The organism is Streptomyces sp. NPDC047014 (assembly GCF_040644195.1).
Classification (GTDB): domain Bacteria; phylum Actinomycetota; class Actinomycetes; order Streptomycetales; family Streptomycetaceae; genus Streptomyces.
Window position 1 is genome coordinate 1 of record NZ_JBEYVX010000092.1, and the last position, 23,434, is coordinate 23,434.

The following is a 23,434-nucleotide window of genomic DNA, read 5'->3' on the forward strand; positions in this document are numbered from 1 at the left end:
GCCGAACTGGCCCGCGAGGCGGGGGGATCCGGCGGGGCGGCCGCGCGCGGGCCCGCCGGGGAGGCGCCGGTGCCCGTCCGGGCGGCGGCGCACGGCACGGAAGACGGCACCGGCCCGGACGGCCGGCGGCCGGAGACACGGATGGAGAGTCCCCTCGTATGAACCAGATACCGCTCGTCGACCTGAAGGCCGCCCACGCCGAGGTCGCCGGTGAGTTACAGGCCGGATTCGACCGTGTGCTGGCCAGCACCGCGTTCATCGGCGGTGCGGAGGTCCACGCCTTCGAGCAGGAGTACGCCCGATTCGCCGGGGTCCGGCACTGCGTGGGCGTCGCCAACGGCACCGACGCCCTCGAACTGGCCCTGCGCGCCAGCGGGGTGGGGGTGGGCGACGAGGTGGTGCTGCCCGCGAACACCTTCATCGCCACCGCGGGCGCCGTCGCCCGGATCGGGGCCCGGCCGGTGCTCGTCGACTGCCTGCCGGACACCCTGCTGATCGACCCGCGGGCCGCGCTGGACGCGGTCGGCGCGGCCACCCGCGCCGTGGTCCCCGTCCACCTGTACGGGCAGTGCGCGCCCGCCGCCGAGCTGGCGGAGCGGCTGCCCGCGCACGTGAAGGTGGTCGAGGACGCGGCGCAGAGCCAGGGCGCGACCCGCGCGGGGCGCTCCCCCGGCAGCGGGACCATCGCCGCCACCAGCTTCTACCCGGGCAAGAACCTCGGCGCCTACGGGGACGCGGGCGCGGTGGTGACCGACGACGCGGAGCGCGCGGAGCTGGTCCGGGCGCTGGCCAACCACGGCGGCACGGCCAAGTACCGCCATGACGTGGCCGGTTTCAACAGCCGGCTGGACGGTCTCCAGGCCGTGGTGCTGCGGGCGAAGCTGGCCCGGCTGGCGGAGGGCAACGCGGCCCGCCGCGCCGCCGCCGCCCGCTACGACGCCCTGCTCGCGGACCTGGCCGCCGCCGGCCGGGTCACCCTGCCGGTGACGGCCGAGGGCAATACGCACGTCTGGCACCTGTATGTCGTACGGATCTCCGGCGCGGACCGCGACACCGTCGTCGGCAAGCTCAACGCGGAGGGGATCGGCGCGGGCGTGCACTATCCGGCGCCCGTCCACCTCACTCCGGCCTTCCGCCACCTCGGTCACGGTCGCGGGGCCTTCCCGCACGCGGAGCAGGCAGCGGACCGCATGCTCTCCCTCCCCCTCTTCCCGCAGATCACCGCCGCCCAGCAGCAGCGGGTCGTGGAAGCGTTCTCCGACGCCCTGCGCTGATCCGCACGGCGTGAACCCGATGAGGTCCCCATGAAAAAACGGACAAGGTCGCTGCGCTACGGTCTCTTCACCGTGGCGGCGGCCCTGCTGGCCACCGTCCTCCCGCCGGCCGCGGTGGCCGGCGCGGCCGATCCCTGCGGTCCCACGACGAACGCGATCGTCTGCGAGAACTCCAAGCCGGGCACCCCGATGGAGGAGTGGTTCGCACCCAGCGCCTATGGCGACATCAAGGGCTTCCCGGCCCAGATGAGCGTCCAGGCGGGCGACACGGTCCAGTTCAAGGTGCAGTCGCCGACCCCGTACAAGGTCTCGGTGTACCGCCTCGGCCACTACGGCGGCGCCGGGGCCCGGCTGATGTCGACGGCGGCGCAGGCCGCGCAGACCTACCCGGCGAACTTCGCCCCGGGCGGGCACCCGGCCGCCTGCGCCACCAAGGCGTCCACCGGTCTGGTGGACTGCGGCAACTGGCCCACCACGGCCTCGTGGAGCGTGCCGGCGGACGCCGTCTCCGGTCTCTACGTCGCCAACTTCGACCAGGCGGACGGCAACGGCGTGATGCCGTATCCGTTCGTGGTCCGCAAGGACTCCAGCCACTCCGACATCGTCGTGCAGACCAGCGACCAGACCTGGCAGGCGTACAACAACTACGGCGGCCAGGACCTCTACGACGGCGGCGGGCCCGCGCCCGACGGGCGGGCGTACGAGGTCAGTTACAACCGGCCCATGGACATCGGCGGGGACAACGGGATCTACGGTTCCGAGTTCCAGATGATCGCGTGGCTGGAGCGCAACGGCTACGACGTGAGCTACATGTCCGGGATCGACATGTCGGTGCGCGGCGCGAGCCTGCTCCAGAACCACAAGGTGTTCATGTCCTCCGGGCACGACGAGTACTGGACGCAGGAGCAGTTCACCCATGCCCTGAACGCGCGCCGCGCCGGACAGCACCAGACGTATTTCAGCGGTAACGAGATCTTCTGGAAGACCCGGCTCGCCCCGAGCATCGACGGGCAGAACACGGCCAACCGGACGCTGGTCTCGTACAAGGAGACCAAGCTGTCCTTCCCGCAGCCCAACGGCGTCCCCGACCCCAGCGGGATCTGGACGGGCACCTTCATGGACCCGGCCAGCGGGACGAACGGCCGGCCCTTCCAGCCGCAGAACCAGCTGACGGGCTCGATGTTCAGCGTCAACGGCTACCGCAGCGACGCGATCACGGTGCCGGGCAGCTTCGCCCGGCAGCGGCTGTGGCGCAACACCTCCGTCGCGAACCTCACCCCCTCGCAGACCGCCACGTTCCCGCAGGGCACGCTGGGCTACGAGTGGGACAGCGACGTGGAGAACGCCAGCCGGCCGGCCGGGCAGATCAAGATGTCGTCGACCACGGTGGACATCGAGGACGGCAAGCTCCTCAAGGACTACGGCAACACCTACGGCAACGGCACCGCGACGCACAGCCTGGTGGCCTTCCGCGACCAGACCTCGCACGCGCTGGTGTTCGGCGCGGGCACCGTGCAGTGGTCCTGGGGCCTGACCAACATGCCCACCTCCAACCCGGACGACACCGTGGTCACCGCCGACAAGCGGATGCAGCAGGCCACGGTGAACGTCTTCGCCGACATGGGCGTGCAGCCCCGGTCCCTGCAGAGCGACCTGGTCGCCGCCACCGCCTCCACCGACACCGTCGGCCCCGGCATCACGGTGACCAGCCCGGCGGCGAACGCCACCGTGCCGGCCCTGCGGCCGGTGACCGTCACCGGTACGGCGACCGACACCGGCGGCGGTGTCGTGGCCCGCGTGGAGGTGTCCACGGACGGCGGGACCACGTGGAAGGCGACCACGGGCCTCGGCTCCTGGAGCTACCAGTGGACCCCGACCGCCCCCGGGCCCGTCCAGATCAAGGTGCGCGCGGTCGACGACAGCGTGAACATCGGCGCGACCACCACGGTGGCGCTGACCGTCGGCCCCCAGCAGTGCCCCTGCACCGTCTGGCCCGCCGCGGCGGTGCCCGGCACGGTCAACGCCGGTGACGGCAGCGCCGTCGAGCTCGGGGTGAAGATCCGCTCCTCGGTGGCCGGCTCGATCACCGGGGTGCGCTTCTACAAGTCCCCCGCCAACACCGGGACGCACACCGGCAGCCTGTGGAGCAGCACCGGCCAGCGCCTGGCCACCGGCACCTTCACCAACGAGACGGCCTCCGGCTGGCAGCAGCTGAACTTCTCCAGCCCGGTACCGGTCAAGCCCAACACCACCTACATCGCCTCCTACTTCGCCCCGAACGGCGGCTACTCCTTCGACAGCACCTTCGCCTCCGGCGACGCGGGCCTGGCCCCGCTCACCGCCCTCAAGAACGGCACCGACGGCGGCAACGGCGTCTACCGCTACAGCGGCACCGGCGGCTTCCCGAACAAGGCGTCCACCGGCAGCAACTACTGGGTGGACGCCGTCCTGGACACCGCCACCGCCAGCACCACCCCGCCCACCGTCACCGGGACCTCGCCGCAGTCCGCCGCGACCGGCACCCCGATCACGGCAGCGGTGACGGCCACCTTCAGCACGGCCGTCGACGCCGACACCCTCACCTTCACCGTGAAGGACCCGGGCGGGGCCACCGTGCCGGGCACCAAGGTCCTCGGCGCCTCGAACAGCGCCACCTTCACCCCGTCCTCCGAGCTGGCCCTGAACACCACGTACACGGCGTCCGTACAAGCCTCCGACCTGTGGGGCAACGCCATGACCGCGCCGGTGACCTGGACCTTCACCACCAGCGCCAGCCCGCCGGCCGTGCACTGCCCCTGCACCCTGTGGGGCGCGGGCGCCACCCCGAGCACCGCCAACGCGGGCGACGACGCCAACTCGGTGGAGCTGGGCACCCGCTTCCAGTCCGCGGTGAACGGCTACATCACCGGCGTCACCTTCTACAAGGGCCCCGGCAACACCGGCACCCACACCGGCAGCCTGTGGTCCGCCTCGGGCACTCTGCTGGCCACCGGCACCTTCGGCAGCGAGACCCTGTCCGGCTGGCAGCAGCTGCAGTTCGCCACTCCCGTACCGATCACGGCGGGCACCACCTATGTGGCCTCCTACCACGCACCGAACGGCAACTACTCGGTGGACGGCGGCTACTTCACCGGAGCCCACCGCTCCTACCCGCTGGTGGCCCCGGCCGATGCGCCCGGCAGCGCCAACGGCCTCTACAAGTACGGCAGCGCCACGGTCTTCCCGTCGAACACCTTCGGGTCCGTGAACTACTGGGTCGGCCCCGTCTTCACCACGACCCCGCCGAACTCCGTGCAGTCCACGGACGTTTCCACGGAGGTGTCCGGCCAGTGAGCACCGTCAGCGTGGTGATCCCCTGCTACAACTACGGCCACTTCCTGGCCGACTGCGTCCGGAGCGCCCTCGACGAGCAGCCCGGCGTCGACGTCCGGGTACTGATCGTCGACGACGCCTCGCCCGACGGCTCGGGGGAGGTGGCGCGCGCCCTGGCCGCGTCCGACCCCCGGATCGAGGTGGTGGTCCACGAGCGGAACCGGGGCCACATCACCACCTACAACGAAGGACTGCTGGAGTGGGCCGACGGGGACTACGTCGCCCTGCTCTCGGCCGACGACCGGCTGGTGCCGGGCGCCCTGGTACGCGCCGCGGCCCTGCTCGACGCCCACCCGCAGGCCGGGTTCGCCTACGGCAGGCCGCTGCGCTTCCAGCACGGCGGGCCGCTGCCGGCCGCCCGCACCCGGTCCACCGGTTCGGTGGTCTACCCCGGGCAGTGGTGGCTGGAGCGGCGCTTCCGGGAGGGCACCGGATGCATCACCTCCCCCGAGGTGGTCGTCCGTACCGCCCTCCAGCGCAAGGTCGGGGGCTACGATCCCGGGCTGCCGCACGCGGGGGACATCGAGATGTGGATGCGGCTCGCGGCGCACGCCGACGTGGGCCACATCCGGGGCGCCGACCAGGCGTTCTACCGGGTCCACGGCAACAACATGTCCACCACGGAGTTCGGTGGGCAGCTCGACGACCTGCGCCAGCGCCTGGTCGCCTTCACCTCGGTCCTCGACAAGTGCGGCGGGCTCCTGCCCGACCAGGACCGGCTGTCGGTGGCCGCGCGCACCCGGCTCGCCCGGTACGCGCTGCGGCGCGCCTACCGGGCGTACGACCGGGGGCGCACCGCGGTGGTGCCGGTGGAGGAGCTGGTGGAGTTCGCCGCCGAGTGCCTGCCCGGCGGCGGCCACACGAGGCTCGGTGAGTACCGGGCGCTGGCGCGCCGCCGGCGGATCGGCGCCCGGGCGATGCCCTACCTCCAGCCGCTGGTGCTGTCGGCCGTGGCCGACCGGGGGCGGGAGTGGCTGTGGTGGGAGTCCTGGAAGCGCCGGGGCATCTGATGCCCCGGTGCCACCGGTCCTCCCGGCGGCTCCCCGGGACCGGCGCCGGCGCTCTCGCGCCGGCGCCGGTTCCGGCGTGTCAGGAGCCGGTCCGTCCACAGGGCCGCCGCGACCCCGGCGACGGCGGCCAGCAGGGCGGTGCCCGCCAGGGCCCGGATCCGGTCGCCGTAGCGGGGCACCGCGTTCGGCGGGACCAGCAGCTCCACGCTCATCCGGGCCGTGGCGGGGATGCCCTGCTGGGTCTGGAGGGTGTTCAGGTGCGCCGTGTACACCTCGATGATCTTGCGTACGGAGGCGTCCGCGACGGCGGGGTCCGTGTGCTCCGCCTGGATCTGCAGCGAGGGGATCAGATGGCGCGGGGTGACGCTCGTACCGCTGTTGCGGGGTGTCATCCGGTAGGTGCCGGTGACCCCGGCGGCCTTGAGCTCGGCGGCCCCGGCGGGCGCGTCCAGCTGCTGGACCACCCCGTAGGAGACGGCGGCCAGCGGCGGCTGGAGGTTCGCGAGCTGGTTGGGCTGGGTGCTGGTCACCGGCGGCTTGAGCACCACGATCGCGGAGCTCAGGTAGGAGGGGGAAGGTCTGAGGACCGCGGCCGCCCCGGCGGCCGAGAGCAGCGCCGCCACCACCAGGACGTACCAGCGCCGGCGCAACGCGCGGACCAACTCACCAGGCGACACAGGGTTCCTTTCCTTCATGTCCGATCTTTGCAGGACCCGGGTGGGTCCGCCATCAAATCCGTTATGCGGCAGGGGCGTTCGTGAGCATTCGTGAAATGGGGGCGGTGCTGCGCCGGCGCTGGTACGTGCTGGCGCCGCTGGTCCTGGTCAGCCTGCTGGCGGCGCTGCACCTCTACCGTTCGGTGCCGGTGGCCTACCAGTCGCAGAGCTCGGTGGCGCTGCTGGACTCCTCGGCCGCCTCCCAGCTGCCGCCCGCCTTCGGCAACCCCATCTCCAACGCGGGCGGCGCCCTGGTCGTGACCGCCGACGTGCTGATCCGGACCCTGTCCGGGGCCGACGCGGCGCGCGATCTGCACAGCCTGGGCGTGACCGACCCCTACACGGTCGGCTTCGCCGCGAACACCTCGGGCCCGCTGCTGACGCTCACCGTGACCGGCACCGACCGGGGCAAGGTGCTGGAGGAGACCAACACCCTGACCGCCTTCGCCGGGGAGCAGCTGAACGCCCTCCAGGCGGCGGCCAAGGTGCAGCCCGCCTACATGGTGCAGACCGCCCCCGTGGTGCTGCCGCAGACCCCGGTGCCGCAGCTCAAGAGCCGCTACCAGCAGGTGCTGGGGGTGCTCATCCTCGGCGCGGCGGGCGGTTTCGTACTGTCCTTCGTGACGGACGCGGCCCTGCTGGCCCGCCGCCGCAGGCGCGAACGCGCCGGTACGGAGCCGGCCGCCGGGCCCGGGCGGCGGGAGGGGCGGCGCCGGTCGCGGGGGCGGCACGTGGACGCCACCGCGCTGCTCACCGGCTATCTGGCGCTGGCCTTCTTCGTCCCGTCGAACCTGACCCTGCCCGGTCTGGGCGGGGTGGGCACCCCGGCCAACGTGTTCGCGCTGCTGGGGCTGTTCTGGTACCTGGCGACCTGGCTGACCGGCCGGATCCGCCCGCCCGGCGGGACCCGGCTGCCGCGGGTGGTGATGTGGCTGCTGGCGGTGTCGGTGCTGGCCTCGTACATCGCCAACGCCGGCCGGGGGGCGGTGCGCAAGGAGCTGCTGGGCGCCGACCGCGGGCTGATCGCCCTGCTGGTGTGGGTGTCGCTGGTGGTGCTGGTGTCCGCCGGGATCCAGGACCGGGCGCGGCTCGACGTACTGATGCGGCGGGCCGTGGTGATGGGCTCGGTGGTGGCGGCCATCGGCTTCTACGACTTCTTCACCGCGACCAATATCGCCGACAGCATCAGCATCCCCGGGCTCCAGTCCAGCGTCGCCCAGATCACCACCCTGGACCGGGGGGCGTTCACCCGGCCCCGGTCCACGACGGCGCAGCCGCTGGAGTTCGGCGGGATGCTGGCGCTGCTGCTGCCCTTCGCCGTGCAGCAGGCGTTCGACCCGGTACGGCGCCGGCTCAAGGCGTGGCGGCGCTGGGCCCCGGTGGTGCTGATGGGCGGGGCGCTGCCGCTGACGGTCTCGCGTACCTCGATCATCGGGGCGCTGATCGTGATCCTGGTGATGGTGCCGCGCTGGAAGCCGCAGCGGCGGTGGACCGCGATCGGTGTGCTCGGGGGGGCGGTGGCCTGCTTCAAGGTGATCATCCCGGGGCTGATCGGGACCATCACCGCCCTGTTCGCCTCGTTCCTCGCCAACTCCGACAGCAGCACCCAGGCCCGTACGGTCAAGTACAGCGCGATCGTGCCCTATCTGGACGAGCGGCCGCTGTTCGGGCGGGGGCTCGGCACCTTCATCCCCGAGCTGTACTTCTTCACCGACAACCAGTACATGCTGACCCTCGCCGAGATGGGCCTGGTGGGGCTGGTGGCACTCCTGGCCCTGTTCCTCGCCGGGATCCACCAGGGCGGGTCGATCCGCCGGCTGGCGGCCGACGAGTCCGACCGGGAGCTGGGGCAGGCGTTCTTCGCCTCCGCCGTGGTCGCCCTGGTCGTCAGCGCCACCTTCGACGCACTCAGCTTCCCGATGTTCGCCGGGATGTTCTTCCTGACGATCGCCGCCGGAGGCACCTACCTCGGCTTCATCCGGCGCGGCGCGCCGAAGCCCCGAACAGTGGAGTCCGCATGCCCTCGCCCCGACCGGCCGTCCCCCAGCCCGAGCGCGAGCCCCAGCCCCGGCCCGGCACCGGCTCCGGTCCCGTAGCCGTCCTCGTCGTCACCTGGAACAGCGCGGCGGTGCTGCCGCAGTTCCTGGCCTCCCTGGCCGACGGGATGGCCGGGCTGGACTGGCGGCTGGTCGTCGCCGACAACGACTCCGCCGACGGCACGGTGGAGCTGATCCGCTCCCTGGCCCCGGAGGCGACCGTGGTCCGGACGGGGCGCAACGCCGGCTACGCGGCCGGGGTGAACGCCGCCCTCGGCGCGGCCGCCCGCTGGGAGGGCGGCTTCCGGGCGGCCCTGGTGTGCAATCCGGACGTACGGATGCGGCGGGGCTGCGCCCGGCTCCTCGTGGACGCGCTGGGCGCCGTCCCCGGCGAGGGGGGCGGGGCCCGGGTCGGCATCAGTGTGCCGCTGCTGTTCGAGGAGGACGGGAGGACGCTGCTGCTGTCGCTGCGCCGCGAGTCCCGGGTGACGCGGGCGCTCGGCGAGGCCGTGCTGGGCAACCGGCGGGCGGGGCGCTTCCCGCGCTGGAGCGAGCTGGTCACGGAGCCTTCGGCGTACGGGCGGGCGACGGTCGCGGACTGGGCCACGGGCGCGCTGATGGCGCTGTCCCGGGAGTGCTTGGAGGCGTGCGGGCCGTGGGACGAGTCCTTCTTCCTCTACTCGGAGGAGACCGAGTACTGCCTGCGGGCCCGCGACCGGGGCTTCCTCACCCGGCTGGAACCGGCGGCCTCCGCCACCCACCTGGGCGGGGACTCGCAGGTCTCGCCCCGGCTGTGGACCCTGCTGACGCTGAACCGGGTCCGCCTCTACGGCCGCCGGCACGGCCCGGCCGCGACGGCCGCCTTCCGGGCGGCGGTGCTGCTGCGCGAGACCTCCCGCGCGGCCCTCGGCCGGGAGGCCAGCCGCGCGGCGGCCCGCGCCCTGGCCACGCCGGACGCCCTGCGGACCGTACCGGGGCCGTGAGGTCGCGCGGGGGTCCGCCGGACAGGCTCTACGCGCGGTCCGGGGTGTCCCAGGTGGTCCAGAAGCTGTCCGGGTTGACCAGGTAGCGGACCGTGGGGTGCGGAAGGTGGCGGACCTCGTGGTGGCGGGCGTAGCGGCGGACGAGTTCCCAGTCCTCGCGGGGCAGCACCTCGGGGGTCCGGCGCAGGCGGCTGAAATGCAGGGAGCGGGTGCGCCGGGCCACGAAGGCGTTGGTGTCGAGGAACGCCTCGTGGGCCGCCCGGCGGCGGTCGAAGGGGACCGAGAGCACGTCCCGTTCGGTGCCGTCGGGCAGGACCCGGCGCAGCGCGGTGTAGACGCCGTCGGGGCCGCCCGGGGCGCGCAGGGCGGCGAGAGCGCGCTCCAGGTGGTCGGGGGCCCAGCGGTTGTCGTCGTCGAGGAAGGCCACGTACCGCGAGCGCGTCAGCCGGATGCCGACGTTGCGCACGACTCCGGCGGTGGCCGTGTTCCGGGCCAGGGAGACGGCGAACAGGCGTGGATCGGCGGGGAGTTCGGGCAGGCCCGCGCCGTCGTCCACGACGATGACCACCTGGTCCGCGACGGTCTGCGCCAGGGCCGAGCGGACCGCCTCGCGCAGGGCCTCGGGGCGCCGGTGCGTGGCGATCACGGTGGCGACCAGGGCGGCCGGGGGCCGGCCGAGGACGGCGGCGAGCCGGGCGGTCTCGGTGTCCTCGAAGCGGCGCAGCCGGACCGCCGAGGGGGCGAGCAGCAGCTTGTTGCGGGCTTCGAAGAGCACGAGCCAGCCGAAGGTCCGCTTGAGCAGCTGCCAGGGGGCGCGCACGGTCCGGCGCATCATGTCCGGTCGGTCCTCTCGGTGGTCACGGGGGCACGGTGGTCACGGCGATCACGGGGCCGCGGCGGTCACGGGGTGGCCGGGGGCTCGACCGGTCTGCCGTCGGACATGCGGTTGTCCTTCCAGACGTTCCCGGCGCCGCCCGTGTTCCAGGCGGTGGCCGGCCCGTAGGCTCCGCTCGCCGGGTGGTACTGGGTGGAGAAGACATTGCCGGTGACCTGGATGCCGGTGGCGCCGGGCCCGCCGCCGTAGAGCGCGTACGCTCCCCCGGCCAGCCAGTTGTCCTCGACGACGACGGAGGAGACGACCCCGGTGTCGGCGAACAGGCCCACGGCGGCGGTGGCGCCCTTGTCCACCGGGGTGCCGTTCAGCAGGGTGTTGCGGCGGATGGTGAGCCGGCCCTTGTTGCCGCCGCCGCTGATGACGGCGTCGGTGTGCTGCCATTCGCCGCCCTGGTTGCGGAAGGCGACGAGGTCGTGGACGTAGTTGTCGTGAAGGTCGCCCTGGCCCATGGAGAGGGCGTTGCCGAAGACGGAGATGTCGCACCAGCCGACCTCGATGGAGCTGCCGCCCATGTTGGAGACGGCGTAGTTGACCCCGCCGTTGTCGGGTCCCTTGCCGGGGACGGCGGTGATGGTGGTGTGCAGCACCTTGAGCCCGCTGAATCCGGGGCGCAGGTTGATGCCCCACCAGTTGGTGGAGGTGATCCTGCTGTCGATGACGGTGACGTCGTTGGCGTAGATGTCGAGGGAGCCGCGGATGTCCCAGCCCTTGATGACCGTGCCGTCCTTCTTGACGGACAGGTTGCCGAGGTCGCGCTTCTCCAGGGCGGTCCGCGGGCCGGTGGTCCGCGCGTCGGGGTAGCCGCAGGAGCCGGGGCCGGTGCAGGAGGTGGGCGCCGCGGTGGTCGGGGCGGGCGGGGAGGACGGGGCCTCGCCCGTGCCCGAGGGGGCCGGGGGCGGGACGGAGGGCGGTTCCCCGGAAGTGGGCGGGGTGCCGGGGGCGGTGGTGGCCGGGCCCGCGGAGGGCCCGGCCTGCGGATCGCTCACGCCGGTGCGGTCGGCCTGGTACAGGGTGAGGGCGACGGCGAGGACCACCCCGGCGAGCAGCCATGCGGCGAGGCGCCGGCGGTCACGCGGCACGGCCGGACCGCCCGAGGAGCAGGGGGCGGGCGGGAAGGACACACAGGACATAGGTCAGTGTGCCCAGCGTCGCGGTGGCGAGCAGCGCGAGCACGCCGTCCCCGAGGTAGCTCTCCAGTACGAGGAGTACCGCGCCCATGGCCAGCCCGCCGAGCAGCGGCCAGGCGCAGGCCCGGGCCACGGTGGCGAGCCCGACGCCGCCGCGGTGCAGGGCGAGCAGGAAGACCGGGACCACCACGGCGGCGGCGACCAGGACATGGGCCTGGGCGACGCCCACGATGCCGCCGCCCCGGGCGCCCACGACGAGCGCCGGGAGCAGCAGGAGCAGCCAGAGGGCCTGGACCCCGATGAGGGAGCTGCGGCGGCCGATGGCCACCAGGCAGTCGTAGGCCAGCTCGCAGCCGATGCGGACCAGGCCGAGCGCCATCAGCCAGGGCAGGGCGGCCGCCGCGGGCAGCCACCGTTCGCCGTAGACCAGTTCCACGACGGGCGCGGCGAGGGCGGCGAGCAGCACGCAGAGCGGGACGGTGCCGGCCATGACCACGCCGAGGGCCCGGCCGAATCCGGCGGCCAGGGCCTCGGGCGAGGCGGCCAGCCGGGAGAACCCGGCGAAGGAGACCCGGCGGGCCGCCTCCGAGATGATGCGGACGGGCCAGCCGGAGATGTTGAAGGCGAGTACGTAGAAGCCGAGGGCTAGCGGGTCCAGGGTGGAGCCGACCACCATGGTGTCGACGTTGACCACGCCGAGGGCCAGCATGCTGGCCCCTGCGAGCGGCAGCCCGAACCTCAGCAGGGCGCGGGCCTGTTCCCGGTCCCAGCCGAAGCGGAGGGTGCCGGGCGCGGCGAGGCAGCAGCCGATGAGCGCGGCCACGTTGCCGACGACGGAGCCCCAGGCGAAGCTCATCGCTCCCCAGCCCTCGACGGCGAGCAGCAGGGTGACGGCCGTGCTCAGCACGAAGTTGAGGCCGTCGACGGCCATCCGGCGCCCCTGCGCGAACTCCCGGGTGAGGAAGCCGGCCGGGACCTGGGAGAGCCCGTCGAGGACCACGCACAGGCACATCACCCGCAGCACACCGGAGGCTTCGGGCGAGCCGAGCACCCCCGCCACCGCCGGGGCGGCGGCGAACAGGACGGCGTACAGCAGGCAGCTGGAGGCGGCGCTGAGGGTGAGGACGGTGGGGGCGAAGCGGCGCGGGTCGCCCTCCCAGCGCACGAGGGCGAGGGAGACGCCGAGCTCGTTCGCGGAGAGCAGGACCAGCAGCACGGTCTGGGCGATGCCGTACACGCCCCACGCCTCGGGGCCGAGGAAGTAGCGGGCGAGGACGATGCCGGTGGCGAAGTTGCCGAGCCGCATGACGACGGTGTTGACGAGGCTCCACTTGGCGGCGGAGCCGACCTTCCGGCCAAGCGAGGGGGCCTGCGGGGCGGCCTCGGTGTCCGTGGCCGGGCCGGTCACGGCGCTCCGCCCGCGCCGGCGGAGACGGTGCGCAGCGCCATGGTCTCGTCCGTGGCGCCGGGGGCCGCGGGGCCGCCGGGTGCGGGTGGCGCCGGGTGCCCGCCGCGCCGGCGGGCCTCCACGTAGAACACGGCGACGAGGCTCAGGACGAAGCCGAGCGCGCCCACCATGATCAGGTACTGGAGCCGGGTCTTGGTCTGCGGCTCCGGTTTCTGCGGGGGAACGATCACCGCCATCCGGATCATGGCCTCCGGGGTGACGGACTGCTGGCTCTGGAACTCCTTGAGCCGCTTCTCGGCGTAGCCGGAGAGGAGTCCGCCGGACGTGAGGACGGCCGCCGGGTCGGTGCCGGTGACGGTCAGCCACATGAAGGGCCCCTGCGCGTTGTCGGCGATCTTCACCTCATGGGTGCCGGTGAGGCCGAGGGCCTTGAGGTCGGCCTTGGCCCCGTCCGAGTTGAGGTTGCGGGCGAGGCCGTCGGCCATGCCGGTGAGCGATGCCTGGGTGCTGAGGAAGGGGTTCCCGTCGAAGGCCACGGTGGCCTTCGACGAGTTGAGCAGCGTGACGGTGCTCTGCGACTGGTACTCCACCGGGATCAGCAGGTGCACCCCGGCGGTGAGTACCGCCGTCAGCAGCAGGCCGGGCAGCAGTATGTACCAGCGCCTGCGCATGACCCGCCCTATCTCGGCGAGGTCCATGGTCGTTCTCCCCCTCGTTCGCGGTGGTTCGGTTCACTTCACCGGGTGCCCGGTGGCGGCCGGGACCAGGTCGGTGGGCCGGGGCCGGGCGGCCGCGGGCGGTCCGTCCAGCAGGACCGCCGCGATGCGCTCGCCGGCCCGCCCGTCCCAGAGGGCGGGGCGGCGCGGGGCGGGCGGATGGTCGAGGACCCGGTGGACGGTGTCGAGGACGCGACCGGGGTCGGTGCCCGCGAGCACGTTGGTGCCCTCCTCGACGGTGATGGGCCGCTCGGTGTTCTCGCGCAGGGTCACGCAGGGCACGCCCAGGACGGTGGTCTCCTCCTGGATGCCGCCGGAGTCGGTGAGCACCACCCGCGCGGCGTCCTGGAGTGCGATGAAGTCCAGGTATCCGGCGGCCGGTACGAGCCGGATGCCCTCGGGGACGCCGAGTTCGGCGAGGCGCCGCTCGGCCCGCGGGTGCACGGGCAGCAGCAGCGGGCAGCGTCCGGCGATCTCGCCCAGGGCCTTGAGCAGGCCGCGCAGGACGGCCGGGTCGTCCACATTGGCCGGCCGGTGCAGGGTGAGCAGGCCGTATCCGCCGCGGGTGAGGCCGTGGCGGTCGAGGACGTCGGAGCTCCGGGCGCGTTCCAGGTTGGCCAGCAGGGTGTCGATCATGACATTGCCGACCACGTGGATCTGGTCCGCCCGGTAGCCCTCGGCGCGCAGGTTGTCGGCGGCGTCGGGCGAGGGGGCCAGCAGGAGGTCGCTGAGCCGGTCGGTGGCGACCCGGTTGACCTCCTCGGGCATGCTCCAGTCGCGGCTGCGCAGCCCTGCCTCGACATGGGCCAGCAGCGGGCCGGCCTTGGCGGTGACCAGGGCGCAGGCGAGGGTGGAGTTGATGTCCCCCACGACGACCACGGCGTCCGGTGCGAGTTCGTCGAGCAGCGGCTCGAAGGCGGTCATCACCCGGCCGGTCTGCTCGGCGTGGCTGCCCGAGCCGGCACCCAGGTACCGGTCGGGCGGCCGGATGCCGAGGTCGCGGAAGAACACGTCGTTCATCGACTCGTCGTAGTGCTGGCCGGTGTGGACGAGGACCACCTCGGCGCCGCGGCGCTCCAGTGCGTCCATCACCGGTTTGATCTTCATGTAGTTGGGGCGTGCCCCGGCGACGCAGACGATCCTGGCCATGGCCTCAGAGCACCTCCACCTTCGGTCCGGTCATGCGGTTGCGGGTGTCGAGGACGTACGAGGCGTGCTCGGTGATCATCTGGTAGTCGAAGCAGTCGTGGTCGGTGAGCAGGACGACCACGTCGGCGGCCGCCAGCTCCTTGCGGGTGGGCTCGACCCGCACCAGGCGCGCGTCGACCTTGACGCTCTCGACGACGTGCGGGTCGACGGCGCGCACCTTGGCGCCCATGTCGAGCAGCAGGTCCGCGATGCGCACGGCGGGCGATTCGCGGGCGTCGCCGGTGTTCTTCTTGTAGGCGAGGCCGAGGAGCAGGATGCGGGAGCCGTTGACGGAGCGGCGCTTGGTGTTGAGGGCGTCGATGACCCGGCGCGTCACGTACTCGGGCATGTGGTTGTTGATGTCGTTGGCGAGTTCGACGAAGCGGAAGTTCTGCCCGAGTTCCCGCTGCACCCGCCAGTTGAGGTAGGAGGGGTCGATGGGCAGGCAGTGCCCGCCGACGCCCGGCCCGGGGGTGAACTTCATGAAGCCGAAGGGCTTGCTGGAGGCGGCCTCGATGGACTGCCACACGTCGATGTCCAGGTGGCGGGCGAACATGGCGATCTCGTTGACGAGGGCGATGTTCACGTGCCGGAAGGTGTTCTCCAGCAGTTTGGCGAGCTCGGCCTCCTTGGGCGAGCGCACGGGCACGGTGGTGTCGACGAGCTGCCCGTAGAACGCCTCGACGGCCTTGAGGGACGCCTCGTCGACGCCGGAGACCACCTTGGGCGTCTGCTGGAAGCCCCAGACGGTGTTCCCCGGGTCGATGCGCTCGGGGCTGTAGCCGAGGTGGAAGTCGGCGCCGGCGGTGAGGCCGGAGCCGTCCTCCAGGATCGGGGCGAACAGCTCCTCGGTGGTGCCGGGGTAGGTGGTGGACTCCAGGACCACGGTCGCGCCCGGCCGCAGGAAGCGGGCCAGGGTGTGCGCCGACTCCTCGATGTAGCGCAGGTCCGGGGCGCCGTCCTGCAACGGGGTCGGGACGGTGACGACTGCGACGTCGAAGCCGCCGCAGTCCCGTGCCAGTTCGGTCGGGCGGTAGGTGCCGCGCTCCAGGGCGCGGGCGAGGCGTTCGGAGGAGACGTCCTCCACGTACGACTCTCCGGCGGCGAGGCTTTTGACGCGCCGCGCGTCGACGTCGTACCCGATCACTTGGTGGCCGACTTCGGCGGCCCGGATCGCCAGCGGCAGGCCGACGTATCCCTGTCCCACGACGACGACGCGCATCAGCAGTGACTCCTGTTCGCGGAACCGGCAGACGGTGTGCGGTGGATGAGCTCGCGGACCGTCATGAGGAGGAAGGCAGCGTTGGTGGTGAGGTAGCGCTTTCCGAGGCGGCGCGGTTCCTGGAGGGTGCGGTAGAACCATTCGAGTCCCATGCGCTGCCAGACCAGGGGGGCTCGTTTGGTGATGCCGGCGAGGATGTCGAAGGAGCCGCCGACGCCGTGCACGACGTGGGCGCCGGTGCGCTTGCCGTAGCCGGCCGTGAAGATCTCCTTCTTGGGCGAGGTCATGCCCAGGAACAGCAGGCGGGCGCCGCTGTCCGCAACGGAGTCCGCGATCGGCCCCTGCTCCTGGTCCCCGAAGTAGCCGTTCCGGCTGCCGGCGACCTGCAGCCCGGGGAAGCGTACGGAGATCTGCGCGAGCATCAGCTCCAGGACGCGCTGCTCCGCCCCCAGCAGGTAGACGGGGATGTCCGACTGCTCGGCGGCGGCGAGCAGCCGCATGAACAGGTCGATGCCCGCGACGCGTTCGGGCAGCCGGACGCCGAGCACCCGGCCGGCCCAGACCACGGCCTGCCCGTCGGCCAGGACCAGGTCGCAGCCGGCGACCGCCTCGGCGAGGCGGGGGTCGCGGCGCATGTTGACGAGCTTGGCGGCGTTGACCATGCCGATCTCGATCTGCTCGCCGCGGCGGACCGCGTCGAGGCAGCGCTGCACGGTCTGGTCCATGGTGAGGGGGTCGAGCGCGACCCCGAAGAGGGTGTGGCGGGTCATCTCTGCGCTCCCCCGAGCCAGGCGAACAGGAGCCAGCCGAACTCGTACGGGCGGCACTCGCGGTCCACGGACCGGGGGCGGAAGACCACGTCGAGCGGGGCGAGGCGGGTGTGCGGGGCCACCTTCGTGGTGAGTCCGCGGGCGGCGCGTACGGCCTTCTTCGGGTCGCCGCGGTAGACCTTGCGCCAGGTGATCCCGAGGTCCTCGCGGATCATCCGCTCGCGCGGGGCGCCGGTGGGACCGGCCAGTTCGGGCACCTCGGTCATCCAGCGCAGGCCGCGCCGGACGGCCTGCCCGAAGTCCGTGCCGCCGGCCTCGGCGAGGTCCAGCAGGGCGGTCGGGGCCATGGCGTGCTGGTGCACGCTGTAGACCGGGTAGCCCTCGATGACACGGCCCTCGCGGGCGTCGTAGTGCCACCACCACTGGCCGCCGTCGCCCTGGAGCTCGCAGATCCGGGCGGCGCAGGCGTCGGCGGCGGCCAGGGCCTCCGGGTCGTCGCCGCTCGCGTGCAGCCGGGCCAGTGCCTGGAGCGGATAGGTCTGGTCGGCGAAGCAGGCCACATGGGAGCGGTAGCCGGGCACCAGACCCGGGCCGGTGGCGTGCGGGAAGACCGGGCCGCCTCCGGTCCTGGCGCTCAGCAGCCGGGCGCGGGCGGCCGGGATGCGGCTCTCCACGTCCAGGACCGGGCGCGCGGCGGCCAGTGCGGAGAGCACCCAGGCCGCTTCCACGGTGTACTGGGCGTGCCCCGGCAGGTCCAGGGCGGCGACCCGGTCGAGCGCGTCGGACAGTTTGGGATGCCCGGTCTCGGCCGCCGCCCAGGCGATCAGCGCCGCGTCACCGAGGTTGCCCACCCCGGGGAGGCGTTCCACCAGCAGTCCCGTGAACTCCTGGGCGGAGTGGCCGCCGAACAGGGCGCGCTGGCGTTCCTCGGGCAGGAACCGGGCGCCCAGCGCGGTGATGGCCGCGTACCGGGTGCTGGTCCCGCGCAGTTCGAGCCGGCGGGTGCCGTCGGGCGCGACCGCGCCGGCCCGGGTGAAGGCGAAGGTGTCCGCCTCCGGCAGATACATCGCGGGAAGTCCCGCCTCGGCCAGGTCCAGCAGCCGCCGCGCCAGCGCGTGCAGCTCCGAGTCCTCCTGGGCCAGTGCCTCTAATCGTGTGATGGGCTCCAGCACACTTATCCCCCCTCTGTTCTCTCCTCGGACGGACCTGGCGGTCGTCCTTCCGCGGAGGGGGACTGCGCGTGACGGCGCGCGTGCCGTCGGCGTCCCGGCGCCGACGGCACGAGCCGTCCGGAGGCTGCCGTCTGGATCCCCCCAGCGATGCCCCGGACCGACACAACCCCCCACTGAACATGGCCTGTTGCCTGCTCAGATCCCGTGTGCAGGGACACGGTATGCCCACGGATGTTCATTGATTGCGGTTTTGAGGAAATGGTGGTGGCCCAAATTGCCGACCTTCCGTCAGTTCCGCTCCGTGAGCGTGTCGCCCTTCTCGTCGTACAGCTCACCGGTGCGCGGGCACTCCCAGGCGCCGGGCTCCCCCGCGCGCTCCACGAGGCGTACGCCGGCCCGCCCGACCCAGCCGATCCGCCGGGCCGGGACCCCCGCCACGAGGGCGAAGTCCGGGACGTCCCGGGAGACCACCGCACCGGCCGCGACCAGGGCCCAGCGCCCCACCCGCACCCCGGCCACGCAGACCGAGCGGGCCCCGAGCGAGGCCCCCTCGGCCACGACGACCCCGGCGGGCTCCCAGTCGCCGTCGCGCTTGAGCCGCCCGTCCGGGTCGACGGAGCGCGGGTAGAAGTCGTTGGTGAGCACGGCCGCCGGGCCGATGAAGACACCGTCCCCCAGTTCGGCCGGCTCGTACACGAGTGCGTAGTTCTGGAGCTTCACGTGGTCCCCGATGCGGACACCGGGCCCCACGTACGCCCCGCGCCCCACGATGCAGCCGCGGCCGAGGCTGGCGTCCTCGCGTATCTGCGCCAGATCCCAGACGGCGGTCCCCTCGCCCAGCGCGGCGCTCTCGTCGACCTGCGAGGAGGGTTGGATGCGGACACTCACGGCGCGGTCCCCTATCGGTTCGTGAGACGTGCGATGCGCACGGATGCTCCCGCGTACAGATGCTCTGTCGTGCGGATGTACGCGCCGAGCATAGGGGGCGGAGGACCGCGTCACGCACGGATCGACCGACTGTTCATCCAGCCCACTCGGGCCCGTCGGGGCGCCTGCCCCGCAGGCCCGTGACGGACCCCGTCCGACGTGCTCCGACGCCCTCCGCGCCCCAGGGGGCGCACGCGGCGGCGCATCGGGGCGCGCACGGGGTGAAACCCGATCGCGGGTGCGGCGTTAGGAGGGATGGGCCGCCGCGCGAACAGCGGTGCCGACGACGGCGCGAGGAGCACGATGACACACCCCGGGCGGGCCCGACGCGGCCGCACCCAGCTGGCGGCGCGGTGCCGGACGGCCACGGAGGCCCCCGCCTTCGGCATGGCCGTCTTCTGCCTGATCCTGCTCAACGCCGCCCTGATGGGCGCGGAGACGTACAGCGGGCTCGCGGGCACCTACCAGCAGGCCCTGCACCTCGCGGAGCAGTGCTGCCTGGCCCTGTTCAGCCTGGAGATGCTGCTGCGCGCCGGTGCCTTCGCGGACCGGCCGAAAGCATTCTTCCGCGATCCGTGGAACCTCTTCGACCTCGCCGTCGTGGCCTCCGCCTTCGTGCCGTTCGTCCGCGAGAACACCACGCTGCTGCGTCTGCTGCGGCTGGCGCGGGTGCTGCGTACGGCCCGGTTCCTGCCGCATCTGCGGATCCTGCTGATCGCGGTCGGCCGCAGCCTGCCCGGCACGGCCAGCTTCCTGTTCGTCGGCGGACTGGTGCTGTACGTGTACGCGATGGTCGGCTGGGTCTGCTTCGCCGAGGCCGACCCGGGACACTACGGCTCGGTGGGCCGCGCCATGCTCACGCTCTTCCTGCTGACCACCCTGGACGGCCTGACGGACGCGGTGCGGGCGGGCCTGGAGATCTCCCGCCTGAGCATCCTCTACTACGCCTCCTACGCGCTGCTGGCCTCGTTCGTGCTGGTCAACGTCCTCATCGGGGTGGTCCTCAACTCCCTGGACGAGGCCCGCGAGATCGAGGAGGCGGCCGCCCGCGACCCCAAGCGTCGGGAGGGCCCGCCACCGGCCGGGAACCGCCCCGAGGGTCCCGAGGGCATCGGCTCCGCCACCGCCGGACCGGACCTCCGCGAGCGCATCGCGACGGCCCGCCGCGCCCTGGACGAGATCGAGGCCACCCTCCCGCCGCCGGGCCCGCGCCCCGGACGCCGCCTGGAGTCCTCGCACAGCGGCTCCTGACCGCCGGGGCGCCTCACGGGGGGCGTACCTCCACGTCCCAGGTGCCGCCGGGGCGGGCGCGGACCGAGGAGCGGCCCGCGACCTCCTGGAAGGGCACCCTCCGGGGCGGGAACGTCACCCCTTCGAGGAGGACTCCCCCGCGGAAGCGGGCCCGGTCGAAGGTGACGGGTCCGTCGAAGGAGGCACCGGCGGCCCGCAGCTCTCCTCCCCAGGTGGTGCGCGCGAAGACCGCGTCCCCGGCGAAGTGGGACCCGTTCAGGGCGAGCGAGCGGTGGAAATACGCGCGGGTGAGGTCCGCCGTGCCCGTGACGCGGATCCCGTTCAGCTCGGCCGGCGCCTGGAACACCGCGCGCGTGAGGTCCAGCCCGTCGCGGAAGCGGGCGTAGGTGAAGGCCGTCGCGTGCCGGAAGAACGCGCCGCGGAAGGAGGCGGCGGCGTCGAAGTGGCTCACCTCGAAGGTGGTGCGGCTGTCGAAGGAGACATGGGCGAAGGAGGCCGGCCCGGCGAAGGACGCGCGGTCGAACAGCGCCCGGCCGGCGAAGACGGCCCGGTCGAAGGAGGCCGGTCCGGTGAACACCGAGTCCACGTTCCAGGGGTCGGTGAACACCGCGTGGCCGAAGTCCGCCCGGCCCGCCCTGATCTCCCCGCCGGCCCGCAGGGCCTGGAAGACCTGCCGGAGCAGACCCCCGGCGAAGGTGGTGCCCCGCAGGTCCACCGGCGCCTCGGGCTCCAGCGTCCCGAGGTACGCCTCCCGCTCCTCCGGCCCCAGATGCGCCAGGCAGCGGCGGTGGCCGGGGAGCCGGATCCCGATGCAGCGCCCGGAGGCGCGCCCGGTGGCGTGCAGGTCGCAGGTCTGCCAGTCGACGCGCGGAGGCGGGCACTCCTCGGCCTCCGTCAGGGCGTGCCCCAGCTCGGCGGGGTCGTCCGCCCACATCCACCCCTCGCCTTCGAGGCCGAGCAGGGTGCAGGAGCGTCCGGTGGACGGCCCCAGCCGGGTACGCAGTTCGCCGGACAGGGGCTGGGACAGGCCGAGGACGAGGGGGCCCGGCGGCCGCCGGTTCCGGTCGACGATCCCGAGGTGGCGGGTGATCCGTACGGCCTCGGACACCGCGCCCTCCGGCCCGGACCCGACGGCCACGCCCACTTCCAGGGAGGGCCGCATGCCCCCCGGGTACCGGTCCACGGCCTCGGGCAGCGCGCTCAGCAGGCGGCCCACCGCGCCGAGGGCGCCGGGGGCCTCCAGCACCAGGTACGAGGGCTCGGCCGCCCCGCCCCCGGTCCACGGCTCCGCGATCCCTTCCGCCTGTGTCAGGCTCCGGAGCAGGCCCCGTACCTCGTCGTCCGGTGAACTCCCGGCCGGGTAGCGGCCGTCGTCGCCCCGGCGTACCGCGAGGCACACGGTGGTGCCCGCCCCGTCCGGCGGGGCGGCGTCCCCGGTCCGGGTGTGCTCCTCCAGCGCCGCCCGGAAGCCGGGCTGTTCCAGCAGGGCGCGGGCCGAGAGGAAGACCATGCGGTCCGGCCAGACCCCGTGGACGATGCCGGCCAGCCGGCCCTCGTACGAGACCGGGCCCCCGCGGAAGTGGGTCCAGGGCTCCGGCTCGGCCGAGAGCCGGACCAGCTCGCCGTTGCGGTCGCCCGAGGCGGGCGCCGCCTCGGCCGTCAGGGCGACGGGCACGCCCTCGTCCGTGCGGCCGTCGATCCGGACCCGGTCGGGCGGCAGTTCGGCGGTCAGCCACGGCAGCGGGTCGAGCCGGAGGTCCGGGCCGTCCAGGTCCTCCCCGGCCAGCAGCAGGTACACCCGGGGCAGCGCGTCGTCCCACCACACCGCGTGGCAGGCCACCCCGGGGTCCCCGGCCAGCACCCAGCCGATCGACGCCGGGGAGGCGTCCCCGACCGTGAGGACCAGCCGGGGCGTCAGCAGGACGCCCACCTCCAGCTGCTCCGGCATCCCGAGGGAGCGCACCCGTACGACGCGGTCGCGCAGCCCGGGGCCCGGGGGGATCTCCGGCGCCGGCCGCGCGGCGAACGGAAGCTCCTCCTCCGGCACCTGGCGGCGGCCCTCCCGCCCGTCGGTGACCCGGACCGCCGGGAAGTCGGGGCCGGGGCCCCGGTTGCGGGACATGTACTCCCAGACCCGGCGGCGCACCAGCTCCCGTACGGCCGCCACGTCCCCGCGCAGCTGCGAGCCGAGCAGCACCTCCCGTACGCCCGGCAGGAAGGCGAACTCCGCGTCCTCGGGCCCGCTTCGGTCCCGGTCCTCCCCCCAGGGCTCGAAGAGTCCGCCGAGGGCGACCTCCGCGAGGTGGCCGTGCTCGGAGCCGCGCAGCAGGGAGCGCCGGACCAGGGTCATGACCGGAAGCGTGAGCGGTACGGCGGCCAGGTGCGCGGCGAGCTGCTGCGCGGTCGGGGAGGCACTCGCCCGGAACCGCTCCACCACCTCCAGCGCGCTGCGCCCGCCCGCTTCGGGGCGGGCCCCGGGCGGCGGGCTCTCCTCCCCCGGCCGGGCGTCGAGCCGCAGGCAGGCGAGGCGGCGCCAGCGGCCGTCGCCGGAGACCACGCGCACCAGCCGGGCCAGGCTGCCCGGGGAGGTCCCCACCACCGGGACGAGATCGGCGGCCCGGCGGCGGCGCCCGCCCCGGGCGGTCCCGGCGGCGGGCCCGCGCTGCCAGGAGCGGGTGGCGGCGGCGGGCCGGTCGGCGCGGACGGTGTAGGGGGCGGGGCGGACGGCGCCGCGGGTCCAGAGCCGTTCGGGCAGCACGTTGAGGACGGCCACGGCGTTGTGCGCGCACCAGTGCCGCAGCACGCCCTGGACGGGGGCTTCGCGCCAGCCGCCCGCGACGGTGTCGGAGAGGACGAGGATCAGCCGGCGGCCCGCGGGGTCGGCCAGCTCCAGCGGGTTGCGCGGCGGGCCGCCCCGGCCGCGGGTGAGCATCGGGGTGGCGCCGGGGCCGGTGCCGGTGAGCTGCCAGGTGCGGACGTCGCGGAAGACACCGCTGCGGGTCAGGGCGCCGCGCAGCTCGTCCACCAGGTCCGCCCAGAGCAGCATCGAGGGGTGGGTGTCCACCACCAGCGCCAGATCCAGCCAGCGGCTCTCGGCGGGCCGCAGCACGGGGGTGAGCACCATCCGCTCGATGCTGCGTTCCACGGTGAGCTGCTCGTCCAGGTCCTCCCCCGGGCCGCCGATGGAGCGCCGGCCGACGGGCCGCAGGGAGCGCATCAGGGCGAGCGGGTCGTCCAGGGAGGCGGCCCGGGGCAGCCGCAGGGGCGTGCCCCGGCGGCCTCCCGGCCCCTCGGCCGGGGTGCCCGCGGGTCCGCGCCGTACGGCCGGGAAGAGCTGGACGGCGGGCTCGGCCCCGTCGGCGCCGCC

17 protein-coding genes are annotated in these 23,434 nt (G+C 73.7%); 6 read left to right on the forward strand and 11 right to left on the reverse strand.

Features of this window, described 5'->3' with window-relative positions:
* Positions 1-158: 158 nt before the first annotated feature.
* The 3 genes from ABZ873_RS29420 to ABZ873_RS29430 are packed head-to-tail and all read left to right on the forward strand — an operon-like array spanning position 159 to position 5,656.
* The gene (locus ABZ873_RS29420) at positions 159-1,274 is read left to right on the forward strand and encodes a DegT/DnrJ/EryC1/StrS family aminotransferase (RefSeq protein ID WP_360878209.1); all 1,116 of its coding nucleotides are present in this window, start codon (positions 159-161) and stop codon (positions 1,272-1,274) included.
* Positions 1,275-1,304: 30 nt separating this feature from the next.
* Positions 1,305-4,607, forward strand: coding sequence for a DUF4082 domain-containing protein (locus ABZ873_RS29425; RefSeq protein WP_360878212.1), 3,303 nt, complete (start codon positions 1,305-1,307; stop codon positions 4,605-4,607).
* Positions 4,604-5,656 (forward strand): glycosyltransferase, encoded by a 1,053-nt coding sequence (locus ABZ873_RS29430; protein WP_360878214.1) that lies wholly within the window; start codon positions 4,604-4,606, stop codon positions 5,654-5,656. Before ABZ873_RS29425 ends, ABZ873_RS29430 begins: the two co-directional genes overlap by 4 nt.
* Here ABZ873_RS29430 and ABZ873_RS29435 read toward each other — a convergent pair.
* Positions 5,569-6,333, reverse strand: coding sequence for a hypothetical protein (locus ABZ873_RS29435; protein ID WP_360878217.1), 765 nt, complete (start codon positions 6,331-6,333; stop codon positions 5,569-5,571). The genes ABZ873_RS29430 and ABZ873_RS29435 overlap by 88 nt on opposite strands.
* An 80-nt stretch (positions 6,334-6,413) precedes the next feature.
* Between ABZ873_RS29435 and ABZ873_RS29440 the strand changes: the two genes are divergently transcribed.
* Entirely contained in the window at positions 6,414-8,468 is a 2,055-nt protein-coding gene (locus ABZ873_RS29440) for an O-antigen ligase family protein (protein WP_360878220.1), read from the forward strand.
* Positions 8,390-9,391 carry a glycosyltransferase family 2 protein gene (locus ABZ873_RS29445; RefSeq protein ID WP_360878222.1) on the forward strand — a complete coding sequence of 334 codons (1,002 nt, stop codon included), beginning with the start codon at positions 8,390-8,392 and terminating at the stop codon, positions 9,389-9,391. The genes ABZ873_RS29440 and ABZ873_RS29445 overlap by 79 nt, the downstream gene beginning before the upstream one ends.
* Positions 9,392-9,419: 28 nt before the next feature.
* On the opposite strand, the gene ABZ873_RS29450 is transcribed toward ABZ873_RS29445, so the two are convergent.
* From ABZ873_RS29450 to ABZ873_RS29490, 9 genes are all read right to left on the reverse strand, one after another.
* A complete protein-coding gene (locus ABZ873_RS29450; protein WP_360878225.1) occupies positions 9,420-10,226 on the reverse strand; it encodes a glycosyltransferase family 2 protein in 807 nt (268 codons plus the stop codon).
* Positions 10,227-10,291: 65 nt separating this feature from the next.
* Positions 10,292-11,365, reverse strand: a complete 1,074-nt coding sequence (locus ABZ873_RS29455) for a hypothetical protein (RefSeq protein ID WP_360878228.1) — start codon at positions 11,363-11,365, stop codon at positions 10,292-10,294.
* Entirely contained in the window at positions 11,355-12,821 is a 1,467-nt protein-coding gene (locus ABZ873_RS29460) for an oligosaccharide flippase family protein (RefSeq protein WP_360878231.1), read from the reverse strand. The genes ABZ873_RS29455 and ABZ873_RS29460 overlap by 11 nt, the downstream gene beginning before the upstream one ends.
* Positions 12,818-13,519 carry a chain length determinant protein gene (locus ABZ873_RS29465; RefSeq protein WP_360878233.1) on the reverse strand — a complete coding sequence of 234 codons (702 nt, stop codon included), beginning with the start codon at positions 13,517-13,519 and terminating at the stop codon, positions 12,818-12,820. Before ABZ873_RS29465 ends, ABZ873_RS29460 begins: the two co-directional genes overlap by 4 nt.
* 33 nt (positions 13,520-13,552) lie before the next feature.
* Positions 13,553-14,686: a UDP-N-acetylglucosamine 2-epimerase (non-hydrolyzing) gene (gene wecB, locus ABZ873_RS29470; RefSeq protein WP_360878236.1), complete on the reverse strand. Its 1,134-nt coding sequence runs from the start codon at positions 14,684-14,686 to the stop codon at positions 13,553-13,555.
* A 4-nt stretch (positions 14,687-14,690) separates the two neighbouring features.
* Positions 14,691-15,947, reverse strand: a complete 1,257-nt coding sequence (locus ABZ873_RS29475; RefSeq protein WP_360878239.1) for a nucleotide sugar dehydrogenase — start codon at positions 15,945-15,947, stop codon at positions 14,691-14,693.
* The gene (locus ABZ873_RS29480; protein WP_360878242.1) at positions 15,947-16,717 is read right to left on the reverse strand and encodes a WecB/TagA/CpsF family glycosyltransferase; all 771 of its coding nucleotides are present in this window, start codon (positions 16,715-16,717) and stop codon (positions 15,947-15,949) included. The genes ABZ873_RS29475 and ABZ873_RS29480 overlap by 1 nt, the downstream gene beginning before the upstream one ends.
* Positions 16,714-17,889, reverse strand: coding sequence for a hypothetical protein (locus ABZ873_RS29485; protein ID WP_360878245.1), 1,176 nt, complete (start codon positions 17,887-17,889; stop codon positions 16,714-16,716). Before ABZ873_RS29485 ends, ABZ873_RS29480 begins: the two co-directional genes overlap by 4 nt.
* 288 nt (positions 17,890-18,177) lie before the next feature.
* Positions 18,178-18,777: an acyltransferase gene (locus tag ABZ873_RS29490; RefSeq protein ID WP_360878248.1), complete on the reverse strand. Its 600-nt coding sequence runs from the start codon at positions 18,775-18,777 to the stop codon at positions 18,178-18,180.
* 342 nt (positions 18,778-19,119) lie between these two features.
* Between ABZ873_RS29490 and ABZ873_RS29495 the strand changes: the two genes are divergently transcribed.
* A complete protein-coding gene (locus ABZ873_RS29495) occupies positions 19,120-20,067 on the forward strand; it encodes an ion transporter (protein WP_360878251.1) in 948 nt (315 codons plus the stop codon).
* A gap of 13 nt (positions 20,068-20,080) precedes the next feature.
* Here ABZ873_RS29495 and ABZ873_RS29500 read toward each other — a convergent pair.
* A partial coding sequence (locus tag ABZ873_RS29500) for a pentapeptide repeat-containing protein (protein WP_360878254.1) occupies positions 20,081-23,434 on the reverse strand: 3,354 nt, incomplete at its 5' end.